Raw genomic sequence first — 21,386 nt, 5'->3', positions numbered from 1 at the left:
AATTTTGTGGGAAAAAGGTATCAAAAAATAAAAAATGAGGTGTTTTTATGAAAAGGGCAACAAAGCAAAGGCTGTCTTTGGCAGCAATCATGGTTCTACTTCTCTCGGGCTGTGGAAGTGTTGGGAAAGAAACCAAAAAGAAAGAACAACAGGTATTACGGGTCGGGATTGATTCGGAATTATCAACGGCAGACGTGTCGTTGGCAATGGATAATACAGCAGCAGATGTAATGAGCCAAGTAGGGGAGGGACTTTTCTCCTTTGACGAAAAAGGAGAAGCTAAACCAGCATTGGCAACTGAAAAAGTACAGCCCTCCAATGATGGTTTAATCTATACTTTTACGATTCGAAAAGATGCAAAATGGAGTAACGGCGAGCCAATCACAGCAAATGATTTTGAATACTCTTGGAAGCGCACAGTGGACCCAAAAACAGCTTCCCCGCAAGCGTATTACTTTGAAGGGCTAAAAAATTATCGTGCTATTGTTGACGGTGGCAAATCTAAAGAAGAGTTAGGGGTAACAGCCATTGATGACCATACCTTGGAAGTAGAGCTAAGCTATCCTATGAGTTATTTTCAACAATTATTGGCGGTACCAGCTTTTTATCCTTTAAATGAAGCATTTGTCGAAAAAACGGGCAAAAACTATGGTACATCAGCTGAGTCAACACTTTACAATGGCGCCTTCACATTAGAAGGTTGGGATGGCACGAATAATACTTGGTCCTATGTGAAGAATAAAAATTATTGGGATCAAGCGAATGTTTCATTGGATAAGGTGGATGTCCAAGTAGTTAAAGAAGTCAATACTGGGAAAAATCTTTTCGAAGGGAAAGAATTAGATGTTGTAAAAATTTCTGGAGAAATTGTTGCACAAGAACAAGACAATGCAGCTTTGAAAATTCGTGAAATTCCTGGAACGTATTATATCCAATTAAATACGCAAAAAGATCTTTTGGCAAATAAGAATGCACGTCGAGCAATAGCATTATCATTAAATTCTGAACGTTTAGCTAAAAATGTTTTAAATGATGGCTCAAAAAAAGCACTTGGCTTCGTGCCAACAGGTTTCACTAATCAAGAAACGCAAAAAGATTTTGCAGAGGAATTAGGAGATTTAAATCCTAGTGAACCAGAAAAAGCGAAAGAGTTATGGCAAATGGCTAAAAAAGAATTAGGAATTGAAAAAGCGGAGCTAACCATTTTAAGTTCGGATACAGAAAATGCTAAAAAAATCAGTGAGTATGTTCAAGGAGCTTTAGCAGATAATTTAGAAAATTTAACAGTCAATGTTTCACCAGTTCCTTTTAATAATCGTTTAGAAAAAAGTCGCAGCGGAGATTTCGACATTGTGGTTGGTGGCTGGACGCCAGTATATGCTGATCCAATCGATTTCTTAAACTTACTGCAATCAAAAAATTCCAATAATTTTGGTAAATGGTCTAATAAGACCTTTGATCAGTTGCTTCAAGAAGCAAACGTAACTTATGCAAACAAATATGAAGAACGTTGGAAAACATTACAAAAAGCGGATCAATTGGTTGCGGAAGAAGCACCCCTAGTTCCTCTTTATCAATTAACAGAAGCACGCTTAGTGGACGATTCTGTCCAAAATTTAGTCTATGGTCCATTAGGTTCAGGCTATTACAAATCAGTCTCTATCAGTGACAAGTAAAGGTTGGGAAAAAATGAAAAAAAGTCAAGCTGTTCAATTAATTCAGGAACTTTCAAATGCTAATGGTGTTTCAGGCTTTGAAACAGAAGTCGTTAGAATCCTTCAACATGCAACTGCGGATTTTACTATTCAACGGCTAGATGCCATTAAAAATTTATATCTTGAGAAGAAAAATAATCTAAGTGAAGGTCCAGTTGTGCTTTTTGATGCCCATAGTGACGAAGTGGGTTTTATGATTCAAGCAATTAAAGAAAACGGCTTGTTGCGTTTTCTTCCGTTAGGTGGCTGGGTCCCTAATACGATTTCTGCACAAAAAGTTCGGATTCGTAACCGGGAAGGCGCCTATCTGCCAGGCGTAGTTACTAGTCGGCCCCCTCATTTTATGACACCAGAGGAACGTCAGCGGCCATTAACCATTGCTGATTTGACGATCGACATTGGTGCTACCTCAAAAGAAGAAGTAATTGAAACGTACAAAATCGATCTTGGTGCACCGGTCATTCCAGATGTGACGTGTTGTTACAACGAACAGACAGATCTTTTTTTAGGAAAAGCTTTTGATTGTCGTATTGGCTGTGCTTGCTTAGTGGACGTCATGGAGGAGTTGAAAGAAGAGACACTTCCATTCAAGTTAGTTGCGACAGTAACTGCACAAGAAGAAGTTGGCGAAAGAGGAGCACTTATTGCCGCAAAGCAAGTCAATCCTGATTTAGCTATTGTTTTCGAAGGCTGCCCGGCTGATGATACGGCAGAAACGCCAGAGATGATTCAATCAGCAATGGGAAAAGGACCGATGTTACGTTATTTTGATGTTTCTATGATTACGAATCCGGAATTTCAAGAGTATGCACTAGAGATTGCTAAAATACACAAAATTCCTGTTCAAGTTTCTGTTCGAAGTGGTGGTGGAACCAATGGCATGGCGATTACACAAGTTCAAGGAGCCCCGACGATTGTTGTAGGAATTCCTGTCCGTTACGCTCACACACCCCATTGCTATGTAGATTTTCAAGATTACCAAGCGGCGAAAGAATTAGTCATTCAATTAATCAAAAATTTAGATGCTGACAAAATTCAAGCACTGGTTCAGCCATTGTCAAAGGAGTGGAACAAATGAAGATTTATGTATCATGCGATATTGAAGGATTAGCAGGTATTGCGACATTTGATATGGAAAAAGAAGACACCGTTTTATTTCGAGAATTATATCACCAACATGTGGCTTGGTTGATTGAAGGGATTCAAAAGAGTGCCAAAAATGAACAAATTACAGAAATTACTATTGCCGATTCGCATAGCCGTGGATTGAATTTAGCTTATGCGCGCTTGGCAGAAATGGATGAACGAATTTCCTTAGTGAGCGGCTTTCCTCGCATGGATTATATGATGAGTGGCTTGGATAGTAGCTATGATGTGGTCTTTTTCTTAGGTTATCATGCCGGTATTGGCAAACAAAAAGGGAATATGGATCATGGGTATAGCGCTAGTGTTGCTTATGATTTAAAAATAAACGACTTAGCGATGAATGAAACGACAATTAATGCAGCTTACGCTAGCGAATTAGGTGTCCCTGTTGGTTTAATTATCGGTGAATCAGGCTTAGAGGAACAACTTTTTCAAGAAAAAATGATGCCCGAAGTTCCCTTTGTTTCCACCAAAGAATCTCTGGGACGTTATGCAATCAAAAATAGACCCATGCAACAAGTTCGGGAAGCTATCGTAGCAACTACAAGTCAGGTGTTAACTTCCTTTTCGTTGTCTGAATTACCCCGATATACCTTGCAAACACCAGCAACTGTAAAATTGCAATGCGTGACGACAGCACAAGCAGATCGTATTGAAATGTTACCAATGATTAAACGCATTGATGGTAGAACTGTTTCATTTGTAGGTGAAACGATGAAAGATGTCATGAATGGAATTGTCGCTGTGGTTGGTTTAGGCGGAACAAGTTATTAAAGAAGAAGCTTACGGAAAAACGAATGGACGTTTTTTTCTGTAAGCTTCTTGCTATAGTTATTTCTATTTTTGTTTCTCTAGAATTTCTTTGCTTAAACGTTGTGCAGTTGGTGTCACCGCAAGACCGCCTTCAGCGGTTTCCTTGAAAATTTGTGGCATTTGGCGTCCCACTTGGTACATTGCGTGGATGACTTCATCTGGCGGAATGACACTTCGAATCCCCGCTAAAGCCATATCAGCTGAGATGAAGGCTTGAGAAGAACCTAATGCATTTCGCTTCACGCAAGGGACTTCAACAAGTCCTGCAACAGGATCACAAATGAGGCCCATCATATTTTTTATCGTAATGGCCACAGCTTGAGCAGATTGATCAGGCGTACCGCCAGAAGCCGCAACTAAAGCGGCGCTCGCCATTGCACTAGCAGAACCGACTTCAGCTTGACAACCACCTTCGGCACCGCTGATTGAGGCATTGTTGGCAATCACTAAGCCAAAAGCCCCAGCGGTAAATAGAAAATCCAATTGTTGCTGATGCGTTAACTTTAAGCGATCAATAACTGCCAACAAGACGCCAGAAACTACTCCGGCACTGCCTGCGGTTGGTGTAGCACAAATCAAGCCCATTTTTGCATTAACTTCATTAACAGCAATCGCATTTCGCACGGCTTGTAAAATGGTCTCACCGCTTAAAAAGTTGCCTGAATGTATGTAATCATTTAAGCGGGTTGCATCGCCACCAGTTAGCCCTGTTACTGAGGTAACACCAGCGATTCCTTCAGCGACAGATTGTTTCATAACGGCTAGATTTTTTTCCATTGTTTCAATAATTCGTTCACGAGAATACCCGCCATGAGCCATTTCTGTTGCAATCATTAATTCGCTCACAGAAGGGTACTCTTTCGCTTGAGCTACCAAATCTTCAATTGAATAAAACATCGTATTACTCCTTTACGTTCATTTAGTCAAAATAGTTGACGCTATATATATGAGGGATTTCAGCTAATTGCATGACAATGTCACCGACTTCGGCTTGATCAACTTCAATAATCATAATCGCTTTTTCCCCTTTAGATTCTCGGGTAACGGTCATTGTACTAATATTGATATCGCTAGCTGAAAGGATGTTGGTCACCTTAGCAATCATGCCAGGAACATCTTGATGGACAACGATAAATGTTGGCGTGCCCATACTTAAAGACAATTTGAAGCCATTTAATTCAGAAATTTGAATGTTTCCACCACCAATTGAAATTCCTGTCACAGATAGTTTTCGGTCGCCAGAAGAAACCACAATTTTAACGGAATTAGGGTGGTCTGCTTTTTCACTTTTAGGAATAAAACAAACTTCCATTCCTTGTTCATAAGCAATTTCCAAAGAATTGGCTAGTTGCTCATCATCTGGTTCCATACCTAAAAGGCCGCCAACTAAGGCGATATCTGTTCCGTGACCACGATAAGTTTTAGCAAAAGACTCATATAAATAAATGTCAACGCTATCAGGTTGCTGTCCAAAAATACTCCGAACCACTTTTCCAATTCTTGCCGCTCCAGCTGTATGAGAACTGCTTGGACCAATCATAACAGGTCCGATAATATCAAAAACACTATTAAAGCGTAACTCTTCCATTTCAGCACCTTCTTCATTAGAATATGTTTTCATTGGAAGTCTAACACAAAAAATGGCGGGGAACTAGGCAATCGCTTGTGTTTTAGCGAATAATTTAAATTTTTATCAGAATGAAAGCAAGGGGCCTTCGTTGACAAATCAGTGAAGAGATGCTAAATTCTAGATAATAAAAGACGAAAAGAGGGATTCGTGCGTTGAAAATTTAAGTTAATTTTTTAGAGAAACTGTATAACTTTGCCTGATTATAACGGGTGGAGTGTGCGGATTTTCGGAAATTAGCTTAAAGAATTCAGCCACGGGTCTTTTTGTATACCTTGGATTGATGCCGCTGATTTCCGTAAAGCTGCATCAATTTTGCTTTATGGAGGTATATTTATGTCGAAAATTGAACTAAAACAACTATCTTTTGCCTATGATAATCAAGAAGCGTTGCTTTTTGATCAGGCAAATATCACGATGGATACCAATTGGAAATTAGGATTGATTGGCCGCAATGGCCGTGGGAAAACAACCTTATTAAGATTGTTACAAAAGCAGTTGGATTACCAAGGAGAGATTCTTCATCAAGTCGATTTCGTCTATTTTCCACAAACAGTTGCAGAAGAACAACAGCTCACTTATTATGTCTTACAAGAGGTGACTTCTTTTGAACAGTGGGAATTAGAACGAGAATTAACGCTTTTAAACGTTGATCCTGAAGTTTTATGGCGGCCCTTTTCTTCTTTATCAGGCGGCGAAAAGACGAAAGTTTTATTAGGTCTTCTTTTTATTGAAGAAAATGCCTTTCCTTTAATTGACGAGCCAACAAATCATTTAGATCTAGCTGGCAGACAACAAGTGGCTGAATATTTGAAGAAAAAGAAACATGGATTTATTTTAGTCAGCCACGATCGGGCATTTGTTGATGAAGTGGTTGATCATATTTTGGCGATTGAAAAAAGTCAATTGACGCTGTATCAAGGGAATTTTTCTATTTATGAAGAGCAAAAAAAATTAAGAGATGCTTTTGAACTAGCAGAAAATGAAAAAATCAAAAAAGAAGTCAATCGCTTGAAAGAAACCGCTCGTAAAAAAGCGGAATGGTCGATGAACCGTGAAGGTGATAAGTACGGCAATGCTAAAGAAAAAGGAAGCGGGGCGATTTTTGATACAGGAGCCATTGGTGCCCGGGCAGCGCGCGTAATGAAGCGCTCGAAACACATTCAACAACGTGCCGAAACACAATTAGCAGAAAAAGAAAAACTATTAAAAGATCTTGAGTATATTGATCCTTTGTCAATGGATTATCAGCCAACGCATCACAAAACATTATTGACGGTGGAAGAGCTTCGTCTAGGCTACGAGAAAAATTGGCTATTTGCGCCAATTTCTTTTTCAATAAACGCGGGAGAAATTGTTGGAATAACAGGAAAAAATGGCTCAGGAAAATCGAGCTTGATTCAGTATTTGTTGGGGAATTTTTCTGGAGATTCAGAAGGCGAAGCCACTTTGGCTCACCAATTAACCATTTCTTATGTGCGCCAAGATTATGAAGACAATCAAGGAACTTTATCCGAATTTGCAGAGAAAAATCAGTTAGATTACACTCAATTTTTAAATAACTTACGAAAACTTGGGATGGAGCGCGCCGTTTTCACTAATCGAATTGAACAAATGAGTATGGGGCAACGGAAAAAAGTCGAAGTAGCCAAATCATTGTCTCAATCAGCTGAACTTTATATTTGGGATGAACCCCTTAATTACTTGGATGTGTTTAATCATCAACAATTAGAAGCGCTAATCTTATCTGTGAAGCCTGCAATGCTAGTGATTGAGCATGATGCACATTTCATGAAGAAAATAACAGATAAAAAAATTGTCTTGAAATCATAAAAACATCTTGAAAAAGTAAAGGGAATCCTGTATAGTAATAGGGTATGTTTTAAATGTACGTTGAGTGGGAGGGGAAATCTCAACCCCATTAACCACGCACGAGAACTTAAGGAGGTATTTTCGTGGCTAAAAAAGTAGAAAAAATCGTTAAATTACAAATTCCTGCGGGGAAAGCAACACCAGCTCCACCAGTAGGTCCAGCGTTAGGTCAAGCAGGTATCAACATCATGGGATTCACTAAAGAATTCAATGCTCGTACAGCTGACCAAGCAGGCTTGATTATTCCAGTAGTAATCTCTGTATATGAAGATCGTTCATTTACATTCATTACTAAAACACCACCTGCTGCAGTCTTATTGAAAAAAGCTGCAAAAATCGAAAAAGGTTCAGGTGAACCAAACAAAACTAAAGTTGCAACAGTTTCAAGCGATCAAGTGAAAGAAATCGCTGAACTTAAAATGGCAGACCTAAACGCCGCTGACGTTGAAGCAGCAATGCGCATGGTTGCAGGAACTGCACGAAGCATGGGTATCATCGTAGAATAATTTTTATTCCACACTTACTCAAAGAAGTAGCTTCTCAGTTCGTTTCATATTTAAAGATATGAAAGACGTGGGAGGTACAACCGTTATAACCACAATCAAGGAGGAAACAAAATGGCTAAAAAGAGCAAAAAAATGCAAGAAGCATTGAAAAAAGTTGATGCTACAAAAGCTTACTCAGTTGAAGAAGCAGTAGCTTTAGCAAAAGATACAAACATCGCGAAATTTGACGCAACAGTTGAAGTTGCTTACAAATTGAACGTTGACCCTAAAAAAGCAGACCAACAAATCCGTGGAGCAGTTGTGCTTCCAAACGGAACTGGTAAAACACAAACTGTTTTAGTATTCGCTAAAGGCGAAAAAGCTAAAGAAGCTGAAGCTGCTGGTGCAGATTTCGTAGGCGACGACGACATGGTTGCAAAAATCCAAGGTGGATGGTTCGACTTTGACGTAGTTGTTGCGACTCCTGACATGATGGCTACAGTTGGTAAATTAGGCCGTGTCTTAGGACCAAAAGGTTTAATGCCAAACCCTAAAACTGGTACTGTAACAATGGACGTTACAAAAGCTGTTGAAGAAGTTAAAGCTGGTAAAGTAACTTACCGCGTTGACAAAGCTGGTAACATCCACGTACCAATCGGTAAAGTTTCATTTGATAACGAAAAATTGGTTGAAAACTTCAACACAATTAACGACGTATTATTGAAAGCTAAACCATCAACTGCTAAAGGTCAATACATCAAAAACATTTCAGTAACAACAACATTTGGACCTGGAATCCACGTTGACCAAGCTTCTTTCTAATTTGAAAGAAAATAATTAAAAAATTCTTGACTCACTCACTTACCCTATGGTAAAGTGAGTGAGGTTAATAATTAACTGTACCGAAGACAGTAGGTGACGCAAGTCTTAATTTCCTACCGAGGACAATTGTTGAGTTATATACAATTCGGTCCCTCTATGTCTACGGTGGCATGGAGTTTTGTTGTTTTACACGACTTTTTGAAAAAAAGCCGATGTAAAACAATACTTGGCGAACGAAGTGAGCGAAGTTTCATTTGATTCTTCTACTTTACATAACGTAAACCAAGTCCAACTCCACCATCAAAATCAGGAGGTGAAATAAATGAGTGAAGCAGCAATCGCTAAAAAAGAAACCCTAGTTCAAGCAGCCGCTGAGAAATTTGAATCAGCAGCATCAGTTGTAATCGTGGACTACCGTGGTTTAACAGTTGAAGAAGTCACTAACTTACGTAAACAATTACGTGATGCAGGCGTAGAAATGAAAGTCATCAAAAACTCAATCCTTTCTCGTGCAGCTAAAAAAGTTGGTTTAGACGGCTTAGACGAAGTCTTTACAGGCCCAACTGCTGTCGCATTCAGCAACGACGATGTAGTAGCACCAGCTAAAATCATCGACGAATTTGCTAAAGATGCAAAAGCATTAGAAATCAAAGGTGGCGTCATCGAAGGAAAAGTTTCTTCAGTGGAACAAATTACTGCGTTGGCAAAACTACCAAACCGCGAAGGTTTACTATCTATGCTATTATCTGTATTACAAGCGCCAGTCCGCAACGTGGCTTACGCTGTCAAAGCAGTGGCAGAGAAAAACGAAGAAGTTGCTTAATTGCAGTCTAATTCAAACAAATAAAAAACAAACAATTTTAATTTAAATGGAGGAAATTCAAAATGGCATTAAACATTGAAAACATCGTTGCTGAGTTAGAAACAGCAACTATCTTAGAACTAAGCGAATTAGTTAAAGCTATCGAAGAAAAATTTGACGTATCAGCAGCAGCTCCTGTAGCAGTAGCTGGACCAGCAGCAGGTGGAGCAGCAGAAGAACAAACTGAATTCACTGTTGAATTAACAGCAGCTGGCGATCAAAAAGTTAAAGTTATCAAAGCAGTTCGTGAAGCAACTGGCTTAGGCTTGAAAGAAGCTAAAGCTGTAGTTGATGGCGCTCCTGCACCAGTTAAAGAAGCTGTTTCTAAAGAAGAAGCAGAAGCTTTAAAAGCTGCTTTAGAAGAAGTTGGCGCTTCAGTAACAGTAAAATAATTCATTCAACTTTTGAATGTTCGAGAACCCTTGTGTGGCAAGGGTTCTTTTTTTATAGCAAACGGTAGTTGTCTTTTGCTAAAACAACTACCGCTAGTAAAATATCTATAAAATTTAATTGTCTACTTTGACAAATTAACAACAATACAATCATCTACCACTCGGATAGAATCTTTGCTAGGCCAGACATTCATTTCTGCTTGTAAAGCTTTGTGTTTTTCAAAATCTTCTGGTGTAGGATCATTAAAATTTAATCCAAATGTTTTCATATAGAGTAAAGTATTTAAACTAGTATGCACCGAGTTAGGCATGAATTCAAATAATGAGACACCATTTGTTTCACCTTTTATATTTGAAACATTCCGAGGAGAACGATTTCCATACATTAAAAGTTTATAGGATTCTGGATTCTCAATTTCCATTGAATAAATATTATTTGTAATCATTTCCGCAGTACGTAAATCTTCTTCCGCTGTTAGATACTCAGAATATTCTAGGTTGGTTGTTTCCCGAACTTGAATAAAAGTAAAGAGAATTACTATGCCAATTAATAAATGTTTAAGCACAAAGTTGTATCCCCAGTAAATCATAATAAAGATAAGTAATAATGCTAAAACAGCAGGGAAGTTAGGTACTTCACCTCTAATTGCCGGACGTTTTCCACCTAAAATTGTAAACATGAGTGGAGTGATTACAATACCTAACAAGGTAATAAAGATGAAGAAAACATTTTTTCGTTTCAGATAGGACATATTAATTAATACAATGACCAGTAAAAGAACACATATCAAAAACAGCGGTGTAAAAAAAGTGTCTCCGACTGGAGGGAAGAATAGTTCTTTGGCGTAATCTTTAATATCATTGATAGAATCTATCAAGGGACGTTTACCCCAAAGAATCATATTATCTAGATAGGAGCTTTCAACGTTTAAAACTTTTTTCGCTAACACCGTCATTAGTTGAGATAGAACGAGAGATGAAATAGCTAGTAGAATAAAATGACCAATTTTGAAGGCATAGTCTTTAAAAGAAATTTTAAGGTCATTCAACTGAGCAAAATACAATGTCATTAAAATCTTGAACAAAATTAAGGTACACGCAAATACAAAGAATGATTGGTACATAGTAAGTGTAAATGTCAGCAACAAAAAGCCGAATAATTTAAAAATTTTATTGGGAATATGGTAAATAGCAATGAGAGAAAGTATAACCAAACAGATACCTAATGAAAATTCAAAATTTTGTAGGACGAAGTAAAATTGTTCGCTAAATAATTGACTGGTTGGAAAAATACTTGGGATAATATATAAATACTTTTTGTTATAAATCTGCTTAGTTGAAAGATCAACATAATAGCACAACAAGATAGTGGCGATAGCAAAGAAAATAATAGCTAACAAATTTAAAAAATAAACATTTACATAGTTGTATGTTAAAAGCTTTAAAGCTACTAATCCTGGTCTACCAATCGAAACCCAATGTTTTAAGTAGCCTCTGTAGTTAGTCATTAAGTGCATAGTATCAATAGCGTAAGTATTGTTACATAGTTTAATACCATAAGTAGCAAAGACAATTAAAAAGCTGTAGATGGCTAAACCTTTGTTTTCTTTAATAAAATGTTTCATTTTTCTCTCCAATATTGTTTATTTGCTAAAACTTGTAAATTATTTATTGATTTTGATTAGTCTATATATCACACTCCCACCTATAATAAAACCCTAATTAATTATAAAATAGATAAGTTATAAGAACTACCTAAATTTGAAAATTATCAAATAAATCGTTTTTTACTTTAACTACAGATAAGTAACAATTTATTTTAAGTCAAAAACTGTTGACGATATTGTCGAGGTGTCATCTCTTTTTTCTGGAAGAAAAATTTTGAAAAATAAGAAGGTGAAGAAAAACCTGCTTCAAAACTGATTTCCGTGATGGTTAAGGAACTTTTTCTTAACAGAGAACAGGCTTTTTGCAATTTTAAGTTTTGTACATAAATACTAGGATTTGTTTGTTCATAACGCTGAAACAGCTTAAATAAATAGCTACGATCAATGTTATACTCGGAAGCTAATTGACTAATTGAAAGATTGTTTGAAAAATTTTCGTGAATAGCCATTTTAATTTGGTTAAATAATTGTTGGCTTTGGTTTTCGTGCTGTGTAACGGAATGATGCTCTAGATAATTCAACAATTGAAAGCTTTCACTTAAACTGCCAAAATGATTATGTTTCTTCGCTTCTTGGTAAATATTTTTAAATAAACTTTCTAATTTCTTATCAACAGTTCCTTTTAAAATACAATTTTCGGTAGTCAGGCCTATTTTTTCTAAATACTGAGACGAAAGATCTCCAACAAAACCGACCCAATGATAGGTCCAAGGATTTTGCCGATTAGGATAATAAATATTGCGACAATTGGCTGGAATCATAAACAAATCGCCAGCGGTAATGTGTTGTTTTTCCATAAAGGGTGTTGAAAAATAGCCTTCACCATCGCTACAATAATGCAAAACCCAATAATTAATGGGGGCAAACTCAGTTGGTTTTGTCGGACGGCATTTTTCATAGCCAGCTTCATAAAGATGAAATTCTTGGCTAATAGGTTGATCATTAATCAGGATGCTGACATTATTTGTAAAAACATTTTGCATGCTATCACCTCTTTATAAGAGTATGTAAAGGCTTTCTAAAAGTCAACATCTTTACAAGAAATAGGCAACATTTTTTATTTTTAAAAAACTGTAAGCGTTTTACAATGTGTGAGTACTAATTAATTTGATAAAGAGAGGATGTAGTAAAATGGCAACACATTCACGGGAACGATTAGGTTCTGTCGCATTGATGCTCATGACTTTTTCAGCGGTTTTTGCCTTTCCCAGCATTGTTAACAACAGTATTCAGATTGGCCTAGCAACTATTCCAGGCTATTTATTCGGCTCTATTTTTTACTTTTTACCATTTATTCTAATGATTGCAGAATTTGCTTCTGCTAATTCTGAAAATGAATCAGGTGTTCACAGTTGGTTGGAATCTGTGTTAGGACCTAAATGGGCATTTTTAGGCGCTTGGTCATATTTCTTTGTCAACTTGTTTTTCTTCTGTTCATTACTACCGAATACATTGATTTATGGTTCATACGCTTTTTTAGGTCAAAACGTTTTTCAAGGAAACCATAGTACTAAAATAATTGCAGTGATTTCTATCCTGTTATTTTGGTTAATGACATGGGTTTGTATTAAAGGGGTTTCGTGGATTTCGAAAGTGACTAGCTTAGCGGGTGGTGCTCGTTTATTTATGGGCGTAGCTTTTGTGGTTTTAGCCTTTGTCGTCGTGTTTGGTTTTGGCAATGAGCCAGCACAAGAGTTTACCACGACGTCAATTATGCCAACTTTTAATTGGACTTTTTTCATGACGATGGCGTGGATTTTACAAGCTGTTGGCGGTGGTGAAAGTATCGGTGTATATATTAAGGATGTTAAAGGCGGCAATAAAACGTTTGTCCGCACGATGATTGGTGCAACGATTGCGGTCGGTATCATGTATATTCTTGGTGCCGTTGCTGTAGGTTTGGTAGTGCCAACGGACGTCTTAAAAGGAAATTTTTCAAATGGTATTTTTGATATCTTTAAAATTTTAGGTACGTATTTCCATATTCCCGCAGCAATGATGGTGCGCTTAGTAGGAATTATCTTATTTGTCGGAAGTCTTGGTTCTTTGGCTCTGTGGACGGCAGCACCAGTTAAAGTATTTTTCTCAGAAATTCCTGATGGGGTCTTCGGTAAGTGGCTAGTGAAAACGAACGAAGAGGGAAATCCAACCAATGCTTTGTTAGTTCAAGGAATTATTGTGACGATTTTAGTTGCCATTCCAGCACTAGGAATTGGAAATATGGATAGCTTTTTAGAAACGTTAATTAATATGACAGCTTCTACGTCATTAGTGCCTGTCTTGTTCTTGTTAATCGCCTATATTGGGCTTCGTTGGAAAAAAGAAACAATGCCGAGAAGTTTCCGGTTTGGTAATCGAACCTTTGGCTTAATTGCGGGGATTTTCTTATTAGCCATTTTTATCTTTGTATTCTTTATGTCAACTGTGCCGGATCCAAAACTAATCATGGAAGAAATCAATGGCACGTTACCGAAAGGAACCGCTAGTCCACTGGGCATGTTGGCGTATAACATTATTGGGTTAATTGTCTTTATGGGCTTTGCTTGGATTTGTTGGAAACGATATGAAACAAAAGAAAAAAATGAAGTTGGTAAAGGAGAAATGGATTATGAAGACTTGGGAAAATTATAAAGTAGATAGTATCAATCGGTTGCCTGGACGAGCACATTTTTCGAGCTTTCCTTCGAAAGAAACAGCGTTATTAAATGAAAATAAATATACACAAGCATACAAAAATTTAAACGGATGCTGGCATTTTCTCTTTTTAGAAGCGCCAGAATACAGCCCAGAAAACTTTTTTGCGACGGACTTTGATACAAGCCAAATGGATCAAATCGCTGTTCCTGGAAATTGGTAAGTCCAAGGATATGGCAAAATGCATTACTCTGATTTATGGTACAATTTTCCCATTAATCCGCCGTATGTACCAACGGAAAACCCAACAGGTATTTACAAACGGACATTTGCTATAGATGAAACATTTCACGATAAAAAAATCATTTTACGTTTTTGTGGCGTAGATTCAGCTTATCATGTTTGGGTGAACGGCCATGAAGTTGGCTACAGTAAAGGTGCACGAAATGAAGCAGAATTTGACATTACGCCTTACGCTAAAATTGGTGAAAAAAATGATTTAACGGTGCGAGTCTATCAATGGTCAGATGGTACGTATTTAGAGGATCAAGATATGTGGTGGTTAAGTGGTATTTTTCGTGATGTTGAATTACTCGGTGTACCAGAAAATGGGCTGGAAGATTTCTTTATTATTTCCGATTTAGATGATTCGTATCAAAATGGCCACTTGGCAATTACGGGTAAATTTTGGCAAGACAAAGGACAACAAGTTCAATTGGAGTTGATGGATCAGCAGGGAAAAACGGTTCTTAAAGAGACTGTCGCAGGAAATCAAGGTACGGTTGAATTTTCAGCAAGTTTACCGTCTGTCACTGCTTGGTCAGCTGAAAAACCATACTTGTATCAACTATTTATTACTGTTTTTTCTGAAGGGGAAGTCGTCGAAGTTATTCCGCAAAAAGTTGGTTTCAGAAATATTCATGTATCTGGTGAGACTTTCTTAGTCAATGGTGTGGCCATTAAACTAAAAGGAATGAATCGTCATGATTATAATCCGAAAAATGGTCGAGTGGTTAGTCGTGAAGAAATTGAAAAAGATATTCGTTTAATGAAACAATTTAATATTAATGCCATTCGAACCAGTCATTATCCAGCATCTGCTTATTTCTATGATTTATGTGATGAATATGGAATGTATGTGATTGATGAAACTGATTTGGAATGTCACGGCTTTGAATTAACTGGAGAATATGATTGGATTAGTAACGATCCAGAATGGGAAACGGCTTATGTTTCTCGGATGGTACGGATGATTCAACGGGATAAAAACCATCCATCAATTCTCTTTTGGTCGTTAGGAAATGAATCTGCGTTTGGTCATAACTTTATTGAAATGGCCCGTATTGCAAAAGAAATGGATCCAACACGTTTGGTTCATTATGAAGGTGATTTTGAGGCAGAGGTCACGGATGTCTATTCTACAATGTATACTTGGTTGGAACACCCAACTAGAGAATTACTGATGAATACGATTATTGAAAATTCAAAAAAACCGCATATTTTATGTGAATATTGTCATGCGATGGGGAATGGCCCTGGGAATTTAAAAGAATACCAAGAGCTATTTTATGCTCATGATAAATTACAAGGTGGCTTTATTTGGGAATGGTTTGACCATGGCATTGAATCTGTAACAGATAACGGTGAAGTTTATTATCGTTATGGCGGCGATTTCGGCGATGATCCAAGTAACAAAGATTTTTGTATTGATGGGATGTTGATGCCTGACCGTACGCCATCTCCTAGCTTGTATGAATACAAAAAAGTCATTGAACCCATTACAACTAGCGCTATTGACGTTCTGTCAGGTGAATTCTCATTATTGAGTCGGTTTGACTTTGAAAACTTGGCTATCTTTAAGCTGGTTTATACAATTACTGAAGATCAAACAGTGATTCAATCAGGGACAGTAGCAGTGCCAGCAATTGCTGCTAGAGCAGAAGGAAGACTGCACTTACCTTATCATTTAGATTTTCCTAAAAAGGCAGGAGCCGCCTATTATTTAACTCTTTCATATCAATTGAAAGAAACGACCGCCTATGCATCTGCTGGTCATGAATTAGCTACCGCACAGTTTGAGTTGCCAATTGCAACACCAGGGATCGAGATCACACCAGTTGGCACGATGATGGCAAAGGAAATTGGCCCTCATTTATACATTGAAGGACCAAACTTTTCAATTAATTTTGATAAAGTGAAGGGCGCCTTAACGAATGTGACACGAGATGGTAAAAAATTATTGCATAGAGGGCCGAAATTTACATTTTGGCGGGCACCGATCAGTAATGATATGGAAATTATTGATGAAATGAAGAAGAAATATTTCTTACATTTAGAGCATGAAATTGTCCGTTCTTTTGAGTGGAAAAAAGTTGATGATTTTATCCAAGTCATCGTAAAAACAATTAACGGAACGACTAACAGTGCTTGGCATTATCAATGTACCTATCAGTATTTAATTGCACCAAATGGCGAAATTTTCTTCGACTTAAAAGGTAGTCCTGCCGGTAAAATTGAAAATGCGCCAGATATGTTACCACGTTTGGGTGTGACTCTCCATTTAGACAAGTCTCTATCAGAAGTAAAATATTTCGGTAAAGGGCCGAGAGAAAACTATGTAGATTCACAAGAAGCTGGTTTACTTGGCGTTTATGATGCTACAGTAGCGGAAATGTTCACTAATTATGTTGTTCCACAAGCCAATGGTAACCACATGGCGACTAAATGGTCCGCATTCACGGATGATCGTGGCCAAGGGGTAGTAGCAACAGCGGCTGATTCATATAATTTTAGTGTTTCTTATTTTGAAGAACAAGCGCTAGATGTTGCTAAGCATACCAATGAATTACAAGAAAGTGAGTATGTTGTTTTAAATATCGATTACAAACAAAACGCCCTAGGTAGCTACTCTTGTGGCCAGTGGCAATTAGAAAAATACCGGACTACGTTTGAAGAATTCCAATTGGCATTCCGCTTAACACCTTTTAATAATAAAGAGATTCAAGCAGCGGATGTCGCACATGAACGAGTAAAACGACCAACAATTTCTTAAATAAAAGCTCAGAACAGTGCACTTCGGTCTCCTGTTCTGAGTTTTTTTAATGAAATTATCAGAAATTATTGCTTTTTTTTCATGGAAACAAGCAAACTATTTTGTTATCTAATAAAAGTAGTCCATAATAGTAACATAGCGAATTATTCGCTAGATAAAGCATTTAGGAGGAATTATTTTATGCATACTTTATGGGTTTTAATCGTTGGTGCTGTTATCGGTGCTATCGCTGGCGCGCTTACAAGCAAAGGTCAATCAATGGGTTGGATTGCGAATATCGTTGCCGGTTTAGTTGGTTCATTTATCGGAGAAAAAATCTTAGGTAGCTGGGGTCCTCACGTAGCAGGTATGGCAATTGTGCCATCAATTATTGGGGCAGTAATTTTAGTTGCTGTGGTTTCATTCTTCTTCGGACGAAAAAATAGCTAATTAAGTAAATAATTGTTTAATTAGTTAAAGGAGGTCGGGACAGAACCGTTTAGCTCCGAGAAATAAGAAGAAATTTCCGAAAATTGCTTTTTAATTTTTGGATAATTTCGGCTTATTTCCGAAGGACCTTCAACTCTTAGAGCTTTAGCTCTTAGAAGTTGTTGAGATCGGAGCAACGCGTAGTGTTGGTTCTGTTCCCGCCGTTTATCAGTTTTTGAGCGTGGAGCAAAAATCCAAAGTGATTTTTGTCCCACGCTCCTTTTTTTATTTTCTCGTTAATTTTACGACAACTTCACAACGAGCGGTTTGTGGAAACATATCAACAGATTGTAAATAGTCTACTTGATATACTTTGGCTAATTGAACTAAATCACGTGCTAACGTGGATACATTACAAGAAATATACACCATTTTCTTAGGTGGTTGTTTCAAAAGGGCCGTTAATAATTTACGATCCAAACCAGTCCGTGGGGGATCAACTACAATGGCATCAGGTTTAAAGCCTTCTTTGAACCATTTAGGTAATAAGTCTTCAGCTGTTCCAACAGCATAATGTGTGTTCGTAACACCAAGTCGTTTTGCATTGAATCTAGCATCGTCAATTGCGGCGGGAATGGTATCCATACCACGAACTTGATGCGCTTGTTTCGCTAAACTTAAGCCAATGGTCCCGACGCCACAATAAGCATCAACAACAGTTTCATTTGGTTGTAAATCTAAGGCCTTGATTCCTTCATTATATAAAACTTCCGTTTGTTCTGGATTCAATTGGAAAAATGCTCGCGGCGATAAATCAAAGACAACGTCGTTAATGTGTTCTTCAATGCTTTCTTTGCCCCATAAGTGAAGGGTATCATCACCCATTACTAGAGAGGTTTTTTTATTTTGGACATTTTGCATAATAGAAACAACTTCTGGTAATTGTTCATTAATTGCGCGAACCATTTTTTCTTTTTGTGGAAATTTCTGCGATTGTGTAATGAACACTACTTGGACTTCGCCAGTTTGGATGCCCACTCGAACCATTAATGTTCGAAAGATACCACTATTTTTACGTTCATCATAAATTGGTAATTGAAAGTCATTCAATAAATCAACTAATGTATTCATCACCTTGGTTGTCGCAGGCTGTTGGACCAAACAGTTATCAATCGGTACTAATTGATGTGAATCAGCTTGATAGAGACCAGCTTCTACTTGTCCATCGATTTGGCGTAATTGGAATTGGGCTTTATTTCGATAATTCCAAGGATTCTCCATCCCAATTGTTTTTCGTAGTTCATAGTTTTGATAATTGGCTGGTTTAAATTTGTTAAGCGCCTGCTTTAATAAATCTTTTTTAAAGTCTAATTGTGCTTTGTAGGCTAAATGTTGTAGTTGGCAGCCGCCACATGTTTCATAGACAGGACAAGGAGGGACCACGCGATCTTTAGCAGCTTTTTTGACAGATTGAAGGGTTCCTTCAGCAAATTTTGGTGTAACATTTGTGATCGTGGCAGTCACTTCTTCTTTCGGTAGCGCCCCAGGAACGAAAATAATTAATTTTTTATAATAGCCGATACCTTCGCCATTAATTCCTAATCGTTTAATTTTTAAAGAAATTTGTTGGCCTTTTTTTACTAGTTGTTGGGTCATATTCTTTCATCCTTTAGTCATCTCACATTTTTCACTTCCTCCCATTTTAGCACATTTTTATTTATTTGGCTTCCAAGGATTCTATGGTATAGTAGAATATATGTTCTGATTTAGAGGGGCAGGAGAATAAGATGACAACAATCACACGAATTAGTAAAGATAAAGGTGAATTTTATCTACTTTGGCTATCTTCAGGCGAAAAACTGCGTGTCTCGGAAGATATTTTAGTACGGCAGCGTCTGCTAAAAGGCCAAGAGTTATCAGATACTTTAATAGAAGAAATAAAAAAAGCCAGTTCTTATGATGTCGGGTTACAAATGGCGATGAATTATTTAAGCTATCAATTACGTTCAAAGAAAGAGATTTTTACTTATTTAAAAGAGAAAGAAATTGTACCTGAAGATCGAGTAAAAATCGTTCAACGTTTAGAAGAGCTGCGGTTGTTGGATGATGCAATTTTTAGTGAAAGTTACGTACGGACAGCTATGCGAACCAGTGATAAAGGACCACGAAATGTGGCACAACAATTAAAGCAAAAAGGCATTAGTGAAGAAGATATTCAGCATGGCTTGACCTTTTATACGTTAGATGAACAGCTTAATGTTGCCATAGCAACTGCAGAAAAGGCCATGAAACGCTATCGAACTAAAAGTTTTAAAGATGCACTACAGAAAACGCGTCTGCATCTGATGCAAAAGGGCTTTACAAATGAAATCATTGATCTAGCTTTGGAATCTTTAGCTTTTGAAAAGGACGAAGAACAAGAACAACAAGCGTTAAACAAGGAAGGCGAACGTTTATGGCGTGCCAATCAGCGATTTGATTTTTCTAAAAAAGTCCAAAAAGTCAAACAAAGCTTATTCCAAAAAGGGTTTGACTATGATTTGATTCAGCAATTTATTAGCGAAAAGGAAGTAGAACATGACGAATAAAGAGCCTTGGGAGGCGTGGAGTCCCGCAAAAGTTAGTTCATTCCAGGAAGATTTTTTAGCTTGGTATGAACGAGAAAAACGCAATTTACCTTGGCGAGCGAATACAGATGCGTATCGTATTTGGATTTCTGAAATTATGCTACAACAAACTCGCGTAGATACAGTCATTGATTATTTTTATCGATTTATGGAATGGTTTCCGACGATTCAAGATTTAGCGGAAGCGCCAGATGATAAGTTGTTGAAAGCTTGGGAAGGGTTAGGTTACTATTCACGAGCGCGTAATTTAAAAGTGGCAGCGCAACAGATTGTTTCAGAATTTGGTGGGAAAATGCCTGACACAATCGAAGATATTCGGAGTTTAAAAGGAATCGGCCCCTATACGGCTGGTGCGATTGGCAGTATTGCCTTTAATTTACCCGAACCAGCAATTGACGGTAACGTCATGCGGGTAGTGAGCCGTTTATTTGAAATTGATGCAGATATTGCAAAAGCGAGTAGTCGTAAAGTATTTGAAGCGGCGATGCTTAAAATCATCGATCGTGAGCGTCCAGGGGATTTTAATCAAGCCTTAATGGATCTAGGCTCAGCCGTCTGCACCCCAACTTCACCTAAGTGTGAAAGCTGTCCGCTTCAGCAATATTGTGCGGCCTATCAGGCAGATAAAATGACCGCTTATCCAGTCAAATCAAAAAAAGTTAAGCCGAAAGATGTGTATTATGTCGGCACTATTATTGAAAATAAAAAGCAAGAATTTTTATTAGAACAACGCCCTGAAACCGGTTTGTTAGCCAATATGTGGCTGTTTCCGATTGAAGAAATTAGCAAAAAACAATTTCAACAATTGCAAAAACTGGCGCAACCAGCAGAAACGGAAAAACAATTAACTTTAGAGTTAGATCCTGTAACAGAGCCTTTGGTTGCTGAAGAACCTGTCAATGTTTTTGCTGACTATGACACAGTTGTCTGGCAAAAACGTGCCTTAGGCGAAGTCGTTCATATTTTCAGTCATTTAAAATGGCATATCTTAGTCTTTTATGGCCGAAATACAGGCGAATTAGCCACACTAGAGTCGCAGCGATGGGTGGCAGCACAACAATTTTCAGAGTATGTTTTTCCAAAACCACAGCAAAAAATGGTGGAATTGTTCAAAAAAGAACACAAAAATAAATAACAAAAAAGAGAGGCTTTTAAACAAACAAGCCCCTCTTTTTTGTTTCCTCTAGGTTATACCCCTATATAAATTCTGCTATGTTTAGTTTTGAAGGGGACTGGTAAGATAGACTTGTCTCTTGTCTGCTTA

17 protein-coding genes, 1 pseudogene and 1 other annotated feature are annotated in these 21,386 nt (G+C 37.6%); of the genes and pseudogenes, 13 read left to right on the top strand and 5 right to left on the bottom strand.

The genetic code is table 11. From position 1 onward, the window contains the following. The first annotated feature begins 47 nt into the window (after positions 1–47). The 3 genes from IGK86_RS11730 to IGK86_RS11720 are packed head-to-tail and all read left to right on the top strand — an operon-like array spanning position 48 to position 3,635. Positions 48–1,676 carry a peptide ABC transporter substrate-binding protein gene (locus tag IGK86_RS11730; protein WP_016616644.1) on the top strand — a complete coding sequence of 543 codons (1,629 nt, stop codon included), beginning with the start codon at positions 48–50 and terminating at the stop codon, positions 1,674–1,676. A 13-nt stretch (positions 1,677–1,689) separates the two neighbouring features. Then, positions 1,690–2,793: a M42 family metallopeptidase gene (locus IGK86_RS11725; RefSeq protein ID WP_085406396.1), complete on the top strand. Its 1,104-nt coding sequence runs from the start codon at positions 1,690–1,692 to the stop codon at positions 2,791–2,793. Further along, positions 2,790–3,635, top strand: a complete 846-nt coding sequence (locus IGK86_RS11720; RefSeq protein WP_016616642.1) for a M55 family metallopeptidase — start codon at positions 2,790–2,792, stop codon at positions 3,633–3,635. The genes IGK86_RS11725 and IGK86_RS11720 overlap by 4 nt, the downstream gene beginning before the upstream one ends. A 63-nt stretch (positions 3,636–3,698) precedes the next feature. Here IGK86_RS11720 and sdaAA read toward each other — a convergent pair whose 3' ends face one another. Together sdaAA and sdaAB are read right to left on the bottom strand one after the other, a co-directional pair. Continuing rightward, positions 3,699–4,571 (bottom strand): L-serine ammonia-lyase, iron-sulfur-dependent, subunit alpha, encoded by an 873-nt coding sequence (sdaAA, locus tag IGK86_RS11715; RefSeq protein WP_002367199.1) that lies wholly within the window; start codon positions 4,569–4,571, stop codon positions 3,699–3,701. A 22-nt stretch (positions 4,572–4,593) separates the two neighbouring features. Beyond that, a complete protein-coding gene (gene sdaAB / locus IGK86_RS11710; RefSeq protein ID WP_002414070.1) occupies positions 4,594–5,262 on the bottom strand; it encodes an L-serine ammonia-lyase, iron-sulfur-dependent subunit beta in 669 nt (222 codons plus the stop codon). Between the two features lie 375 nt (positions 5,263–5,637). Here sdaAB and lsa(A) point away from each other — a divergent pair, with 375 nt between their 5' ends. From lsa(A) to rplL, 5 genes are all read left to right on the top strand, one after another. After that, positions 5,638–7,134, top strand: a complete 1,497-nt coding sequence (gene lsa(A), locus IGK86_RS11705) for an ABC-F type ribosomal protection protein Lsa(A) (RefSeq protein WP_085406395.1) — start codon at positions 5,638–5,640, stop codon at positions 7,132–7,134. A gap of 122 nt (positions 7,135–7,256) precedes the next feature. Further along, positions 7,257–7,679, top strand: coding sequence for a 50S ribosomal protein L11 (gene rplK / locus IGK86_RS11700; protein ID WP_002356424.1), 423 nt, complete (start codon positions 7,257–7,259; stop codon positions 7,677–7,679). 111 nt (positions 7,680–7,790) lie between these two features. Then, complete coding sequence (gene rplA, locus IGK86_RS11695; protein ID WP_002356425.1) at positions 7,791–8,480, top strand: 50S ribosomal protein L1; 690 nt, start codon at positions 7,791–7,793, stop codon at positions 8,478–8,480. A 62-nt stretch (positions 8,481–8,542) separates the two neighbouring features. Next, positions 8,543–8,672, top strand: a sequence feature (ribosomal protein L10 leader region). Positions 8,673–8,802: 130 nt separating this feature from the next. Then, positions 8,803–9,303, top strand: coding sequence for a 50S ribosomal protein L10 (gene rplJ / locus IGK86_RS11690; protein WP_002356426.1), 501 nt, complete (start codon positions 8,803–8,805; stop codon positions 9,301–9,303). Positions 9,304–9,365: 62 nt separating this feature from the next. After that, entirely contained in the window at positions 9,366–9,734 is a 369-nt protein-coding gene (gene rplL / locus IGK86_RS11685) for a 50S ribosomal protein L7/L12 (protein WP_002356427.1), read from the top strand. Positions 9,735–9,856: 122 nt separating this feature from the next. Here rplL and IGK86_RS11680 read toward each other — a convergent pair whose 3' ends face one another. Together IGK86_RS11680 and IGK86_RS11675 are read right to left on the bottom strand one after the other, a co-directional pair. After that, positions 9,857–11,359: a glucosyltransferase domain-containing protein gene (locus IGK86_RS11680; RefSeq protein WP_016616639.1), complete on the bottom strand. Its 1,503-nt coding sequence runs from the start codon at positions 11,357–11,359 to the stop codon at positions 9,857–9,859. A 194-nt stretch (positions 11,360–11,553) separates the two neighbouring features. Continuing rightward, positions 11,554–12,384 carry an AraC family transcriptional regulator gene (locus tag IGK86_RS11675; RefSeq protein ID WP_002356429.1) on the bottom strand — a complete coding sequence of 277 codons (831 nt, stop codon included), beginning with the start codon at positions 12,382–12,384 and terminating at the stop codon, positions 11,554–11,556. Between the two features lie 148 nt (positions 12,385–12,532). Here IGK86_RS11675 and IGK86_RS11670 point away from each other — a divergent pair, with 148 nt between their 5' ends. The 3 genes and pseudogenes from IGK86_RS11670 to IGK86_RS11660 all read left to right on the top strand — a co-directional run bounded on the left by IGK86_RS11670 (position 12,533) and on the right by IGK86_RS11660 (position 17,516). Next, entirely contained in the window at positions 12,533–14,032 is a 1,500-nt protein-coding gene (locus IGK86_RS11670) for an amino acid permease (protein WP_002359464.1), read from the top strand. Then, positions 13,965–17,087, top strand: a pseudogene (gene ebgA / locus IGK86_RS11665) (beta-galactosidase subunit alpha). The gene IGK86_RS11670 and the pseudogene ebgA overlap by 68 nt, the downstream one beginning before the upstream one ends. 180 nt (positions 17,088–17,267) lie before the next feature. Continuing rightward, complete coding sequence (locus tag IGK86_RS11660) at positions 17,268–17,516, top strand: GlsB/YeaQ/YmgE family stress response membrane protein (protein ID WP_002356434.1); 249 nt, start codon at positions 17,268–17,270, stop codon at positions 17,514–17,516. A gap of 264 nt (positions 17,517–17,780) precedes the next feature. Here IGK86_RS11660 and rlmD read toward each other — a convergent pair whose 3' ends face one another. Next, on the bottom strand, positions 17,781–19,151 hold the full coding sequence (gene rlmD / locus IGK86_RS11655) for a 23S rRNA (uracil(1939)-C(5))-methyltransferase RlmD (protein WP_002359466.1): 1,371 nt from the start codon (positions 19,149–19,151) through the stop codon (positions 17,781–17,783). A gap of 131 nt (positions 19,152–19,282) precedes the next feature. Between rlmD and recX the strand changes: the two genes are divergently transcribed. Beyond that, positions 19,283–20,083, top strand: coding sequence for a recombination regulator RecX (gene recX / locus IGK86_RS11650; RefSeq protein WP_010713146.1), 801 nt, complete (start codon positions 19,283–19,285; stop codon positions 20,081–20,083). Continuing rightward, a complete protein-coding gene (mutY, locus tag IGK86_RS11645) occupies positions 20,073–21,257 on the top strand; it encodes an A/G-specific adenine glycosylase (protein WP_016616635.1) in 1,185 nt (394 codons plus the stop codon). Before recX ends, mutY begins: the two co-directional genes overlap by 11 nt. Positions 21,258–21,386 lie beyond the last annotated feature (129 nt).

This window comes from Enterococcus sp. DIV1206 (assembly GCF_051712485.1).
GTDB classification, from domain to species: Bacteria; Bacillota; Bacilli; order Lactobacillales; family Enterococcaceae; genus Enterococcus; species Enterococcus faecalis.
The sequence above is the reverse complement of the archived record's forward strand: the minus strand, read 5'-3'. Positions and strand labels throughout refer to the sequence as shown.

Bases quoted from the DNA above. Each gene is read 5' to 3' on its own strand.
- IGK86_RS11730 (WP_016616644.1), top strand. From the start codon at position 48: ATGAAAAGGGCAACAAAGCAAAGGCTGTCTTTGGCAGCAATCATGGTT.
- IGK86_RS11725 (WP_085406396.1), top strand. From the start codon at position 1,690: ATGAAAAAAAGTCAAGCTGTTCAATTAATTCAGGAACTTTCAAATGCT.
- IGK86_RS11720 (WP_016616642.1), top strand. From the start codon at position 2,790: ATGAAGATTTATGTATCATGCGATATTGAAGGATTAGCAGGTATTGCG.
- sdaAA (WP_002367199.1), bottom strand. From the start codon at position 4,571: ATGTTTTATTCAATTGAAGATTTGGTAGCTCAAGCGAAAGAGTACCCT.
- sdaAB (WP_002414070.1), bottom strand. From the start codon at position 5,262: ATGGAAGAGTTACGCTTTAATAGTGTTTTTGATATTATCGGACCTGTT.
- rplA (WP_002356425.1), top strand. From the start codon at position 7,791: ATGGCTAAAAAGAGCAAAAAAATGCAAGAAGCATTGAAAAAAGTTGAT.
- rplJ (WP_002356426.1), top strand. From the start codon at position 8,803: ATGAGTGAAGCAGCAATCGCTAAAAAAGAAACCCTAGTTCAAGCAGCC.
- rplL (WP_002356427.1), top strand. From the start codon at position 9,366: ATGGCATTAAACATTGAAAACATCGTTGCTGAGTTAGAAACAGCAACT.
- IGK86_RS11680 (WP_016616639.1), bottom strand. From the start codon at position 11,359: ATGAAACATTTTATTAAAGAAAACAAAGGTTTAGCCATCTACAGCTTT.
- IGK86_RS11675 (WP_002356429.1), bottom strand. From the start codon at position 12,384: ATGCAAAATGTTTTTACAAATAATGTCAGCATCCTGATTAATGATCAA.
- IGK86_RS11670 (WP_002359464.1), top strand. From the start codon at position 12,533: ATGGCAACACATTCACGGGAACGATTAGGTTCTGTCGCATTGATGCTC.
- IGK86_RS11660 (WP_002356434.1), top strand. From the start codon at position 17,268: ATGCATACTTTATGGGTTTTAATCGTTGGTGCTGTTATCGGTGCTATC.
- rlmD (WP_002359466.1), bottom strand. From the start codon at position 19,151: ATGACCCAACAACTAGTAAAAAAAGGCCAACAAATTTCTTTAAAAATT.
- recX (WP_010713146.1), top strand. From the start codon at position 19,283: ATGACAACAATCACACGAATTAGTAAAGATAAAGGTGAATTTTATCTA.
- mutY (WP_016616635.1), top strand. From the start codon at position 20,073: ATGACGAATAAAGAGCCTTGGGAGGCGTGGAGTCCCGCAAAAGTTAGT.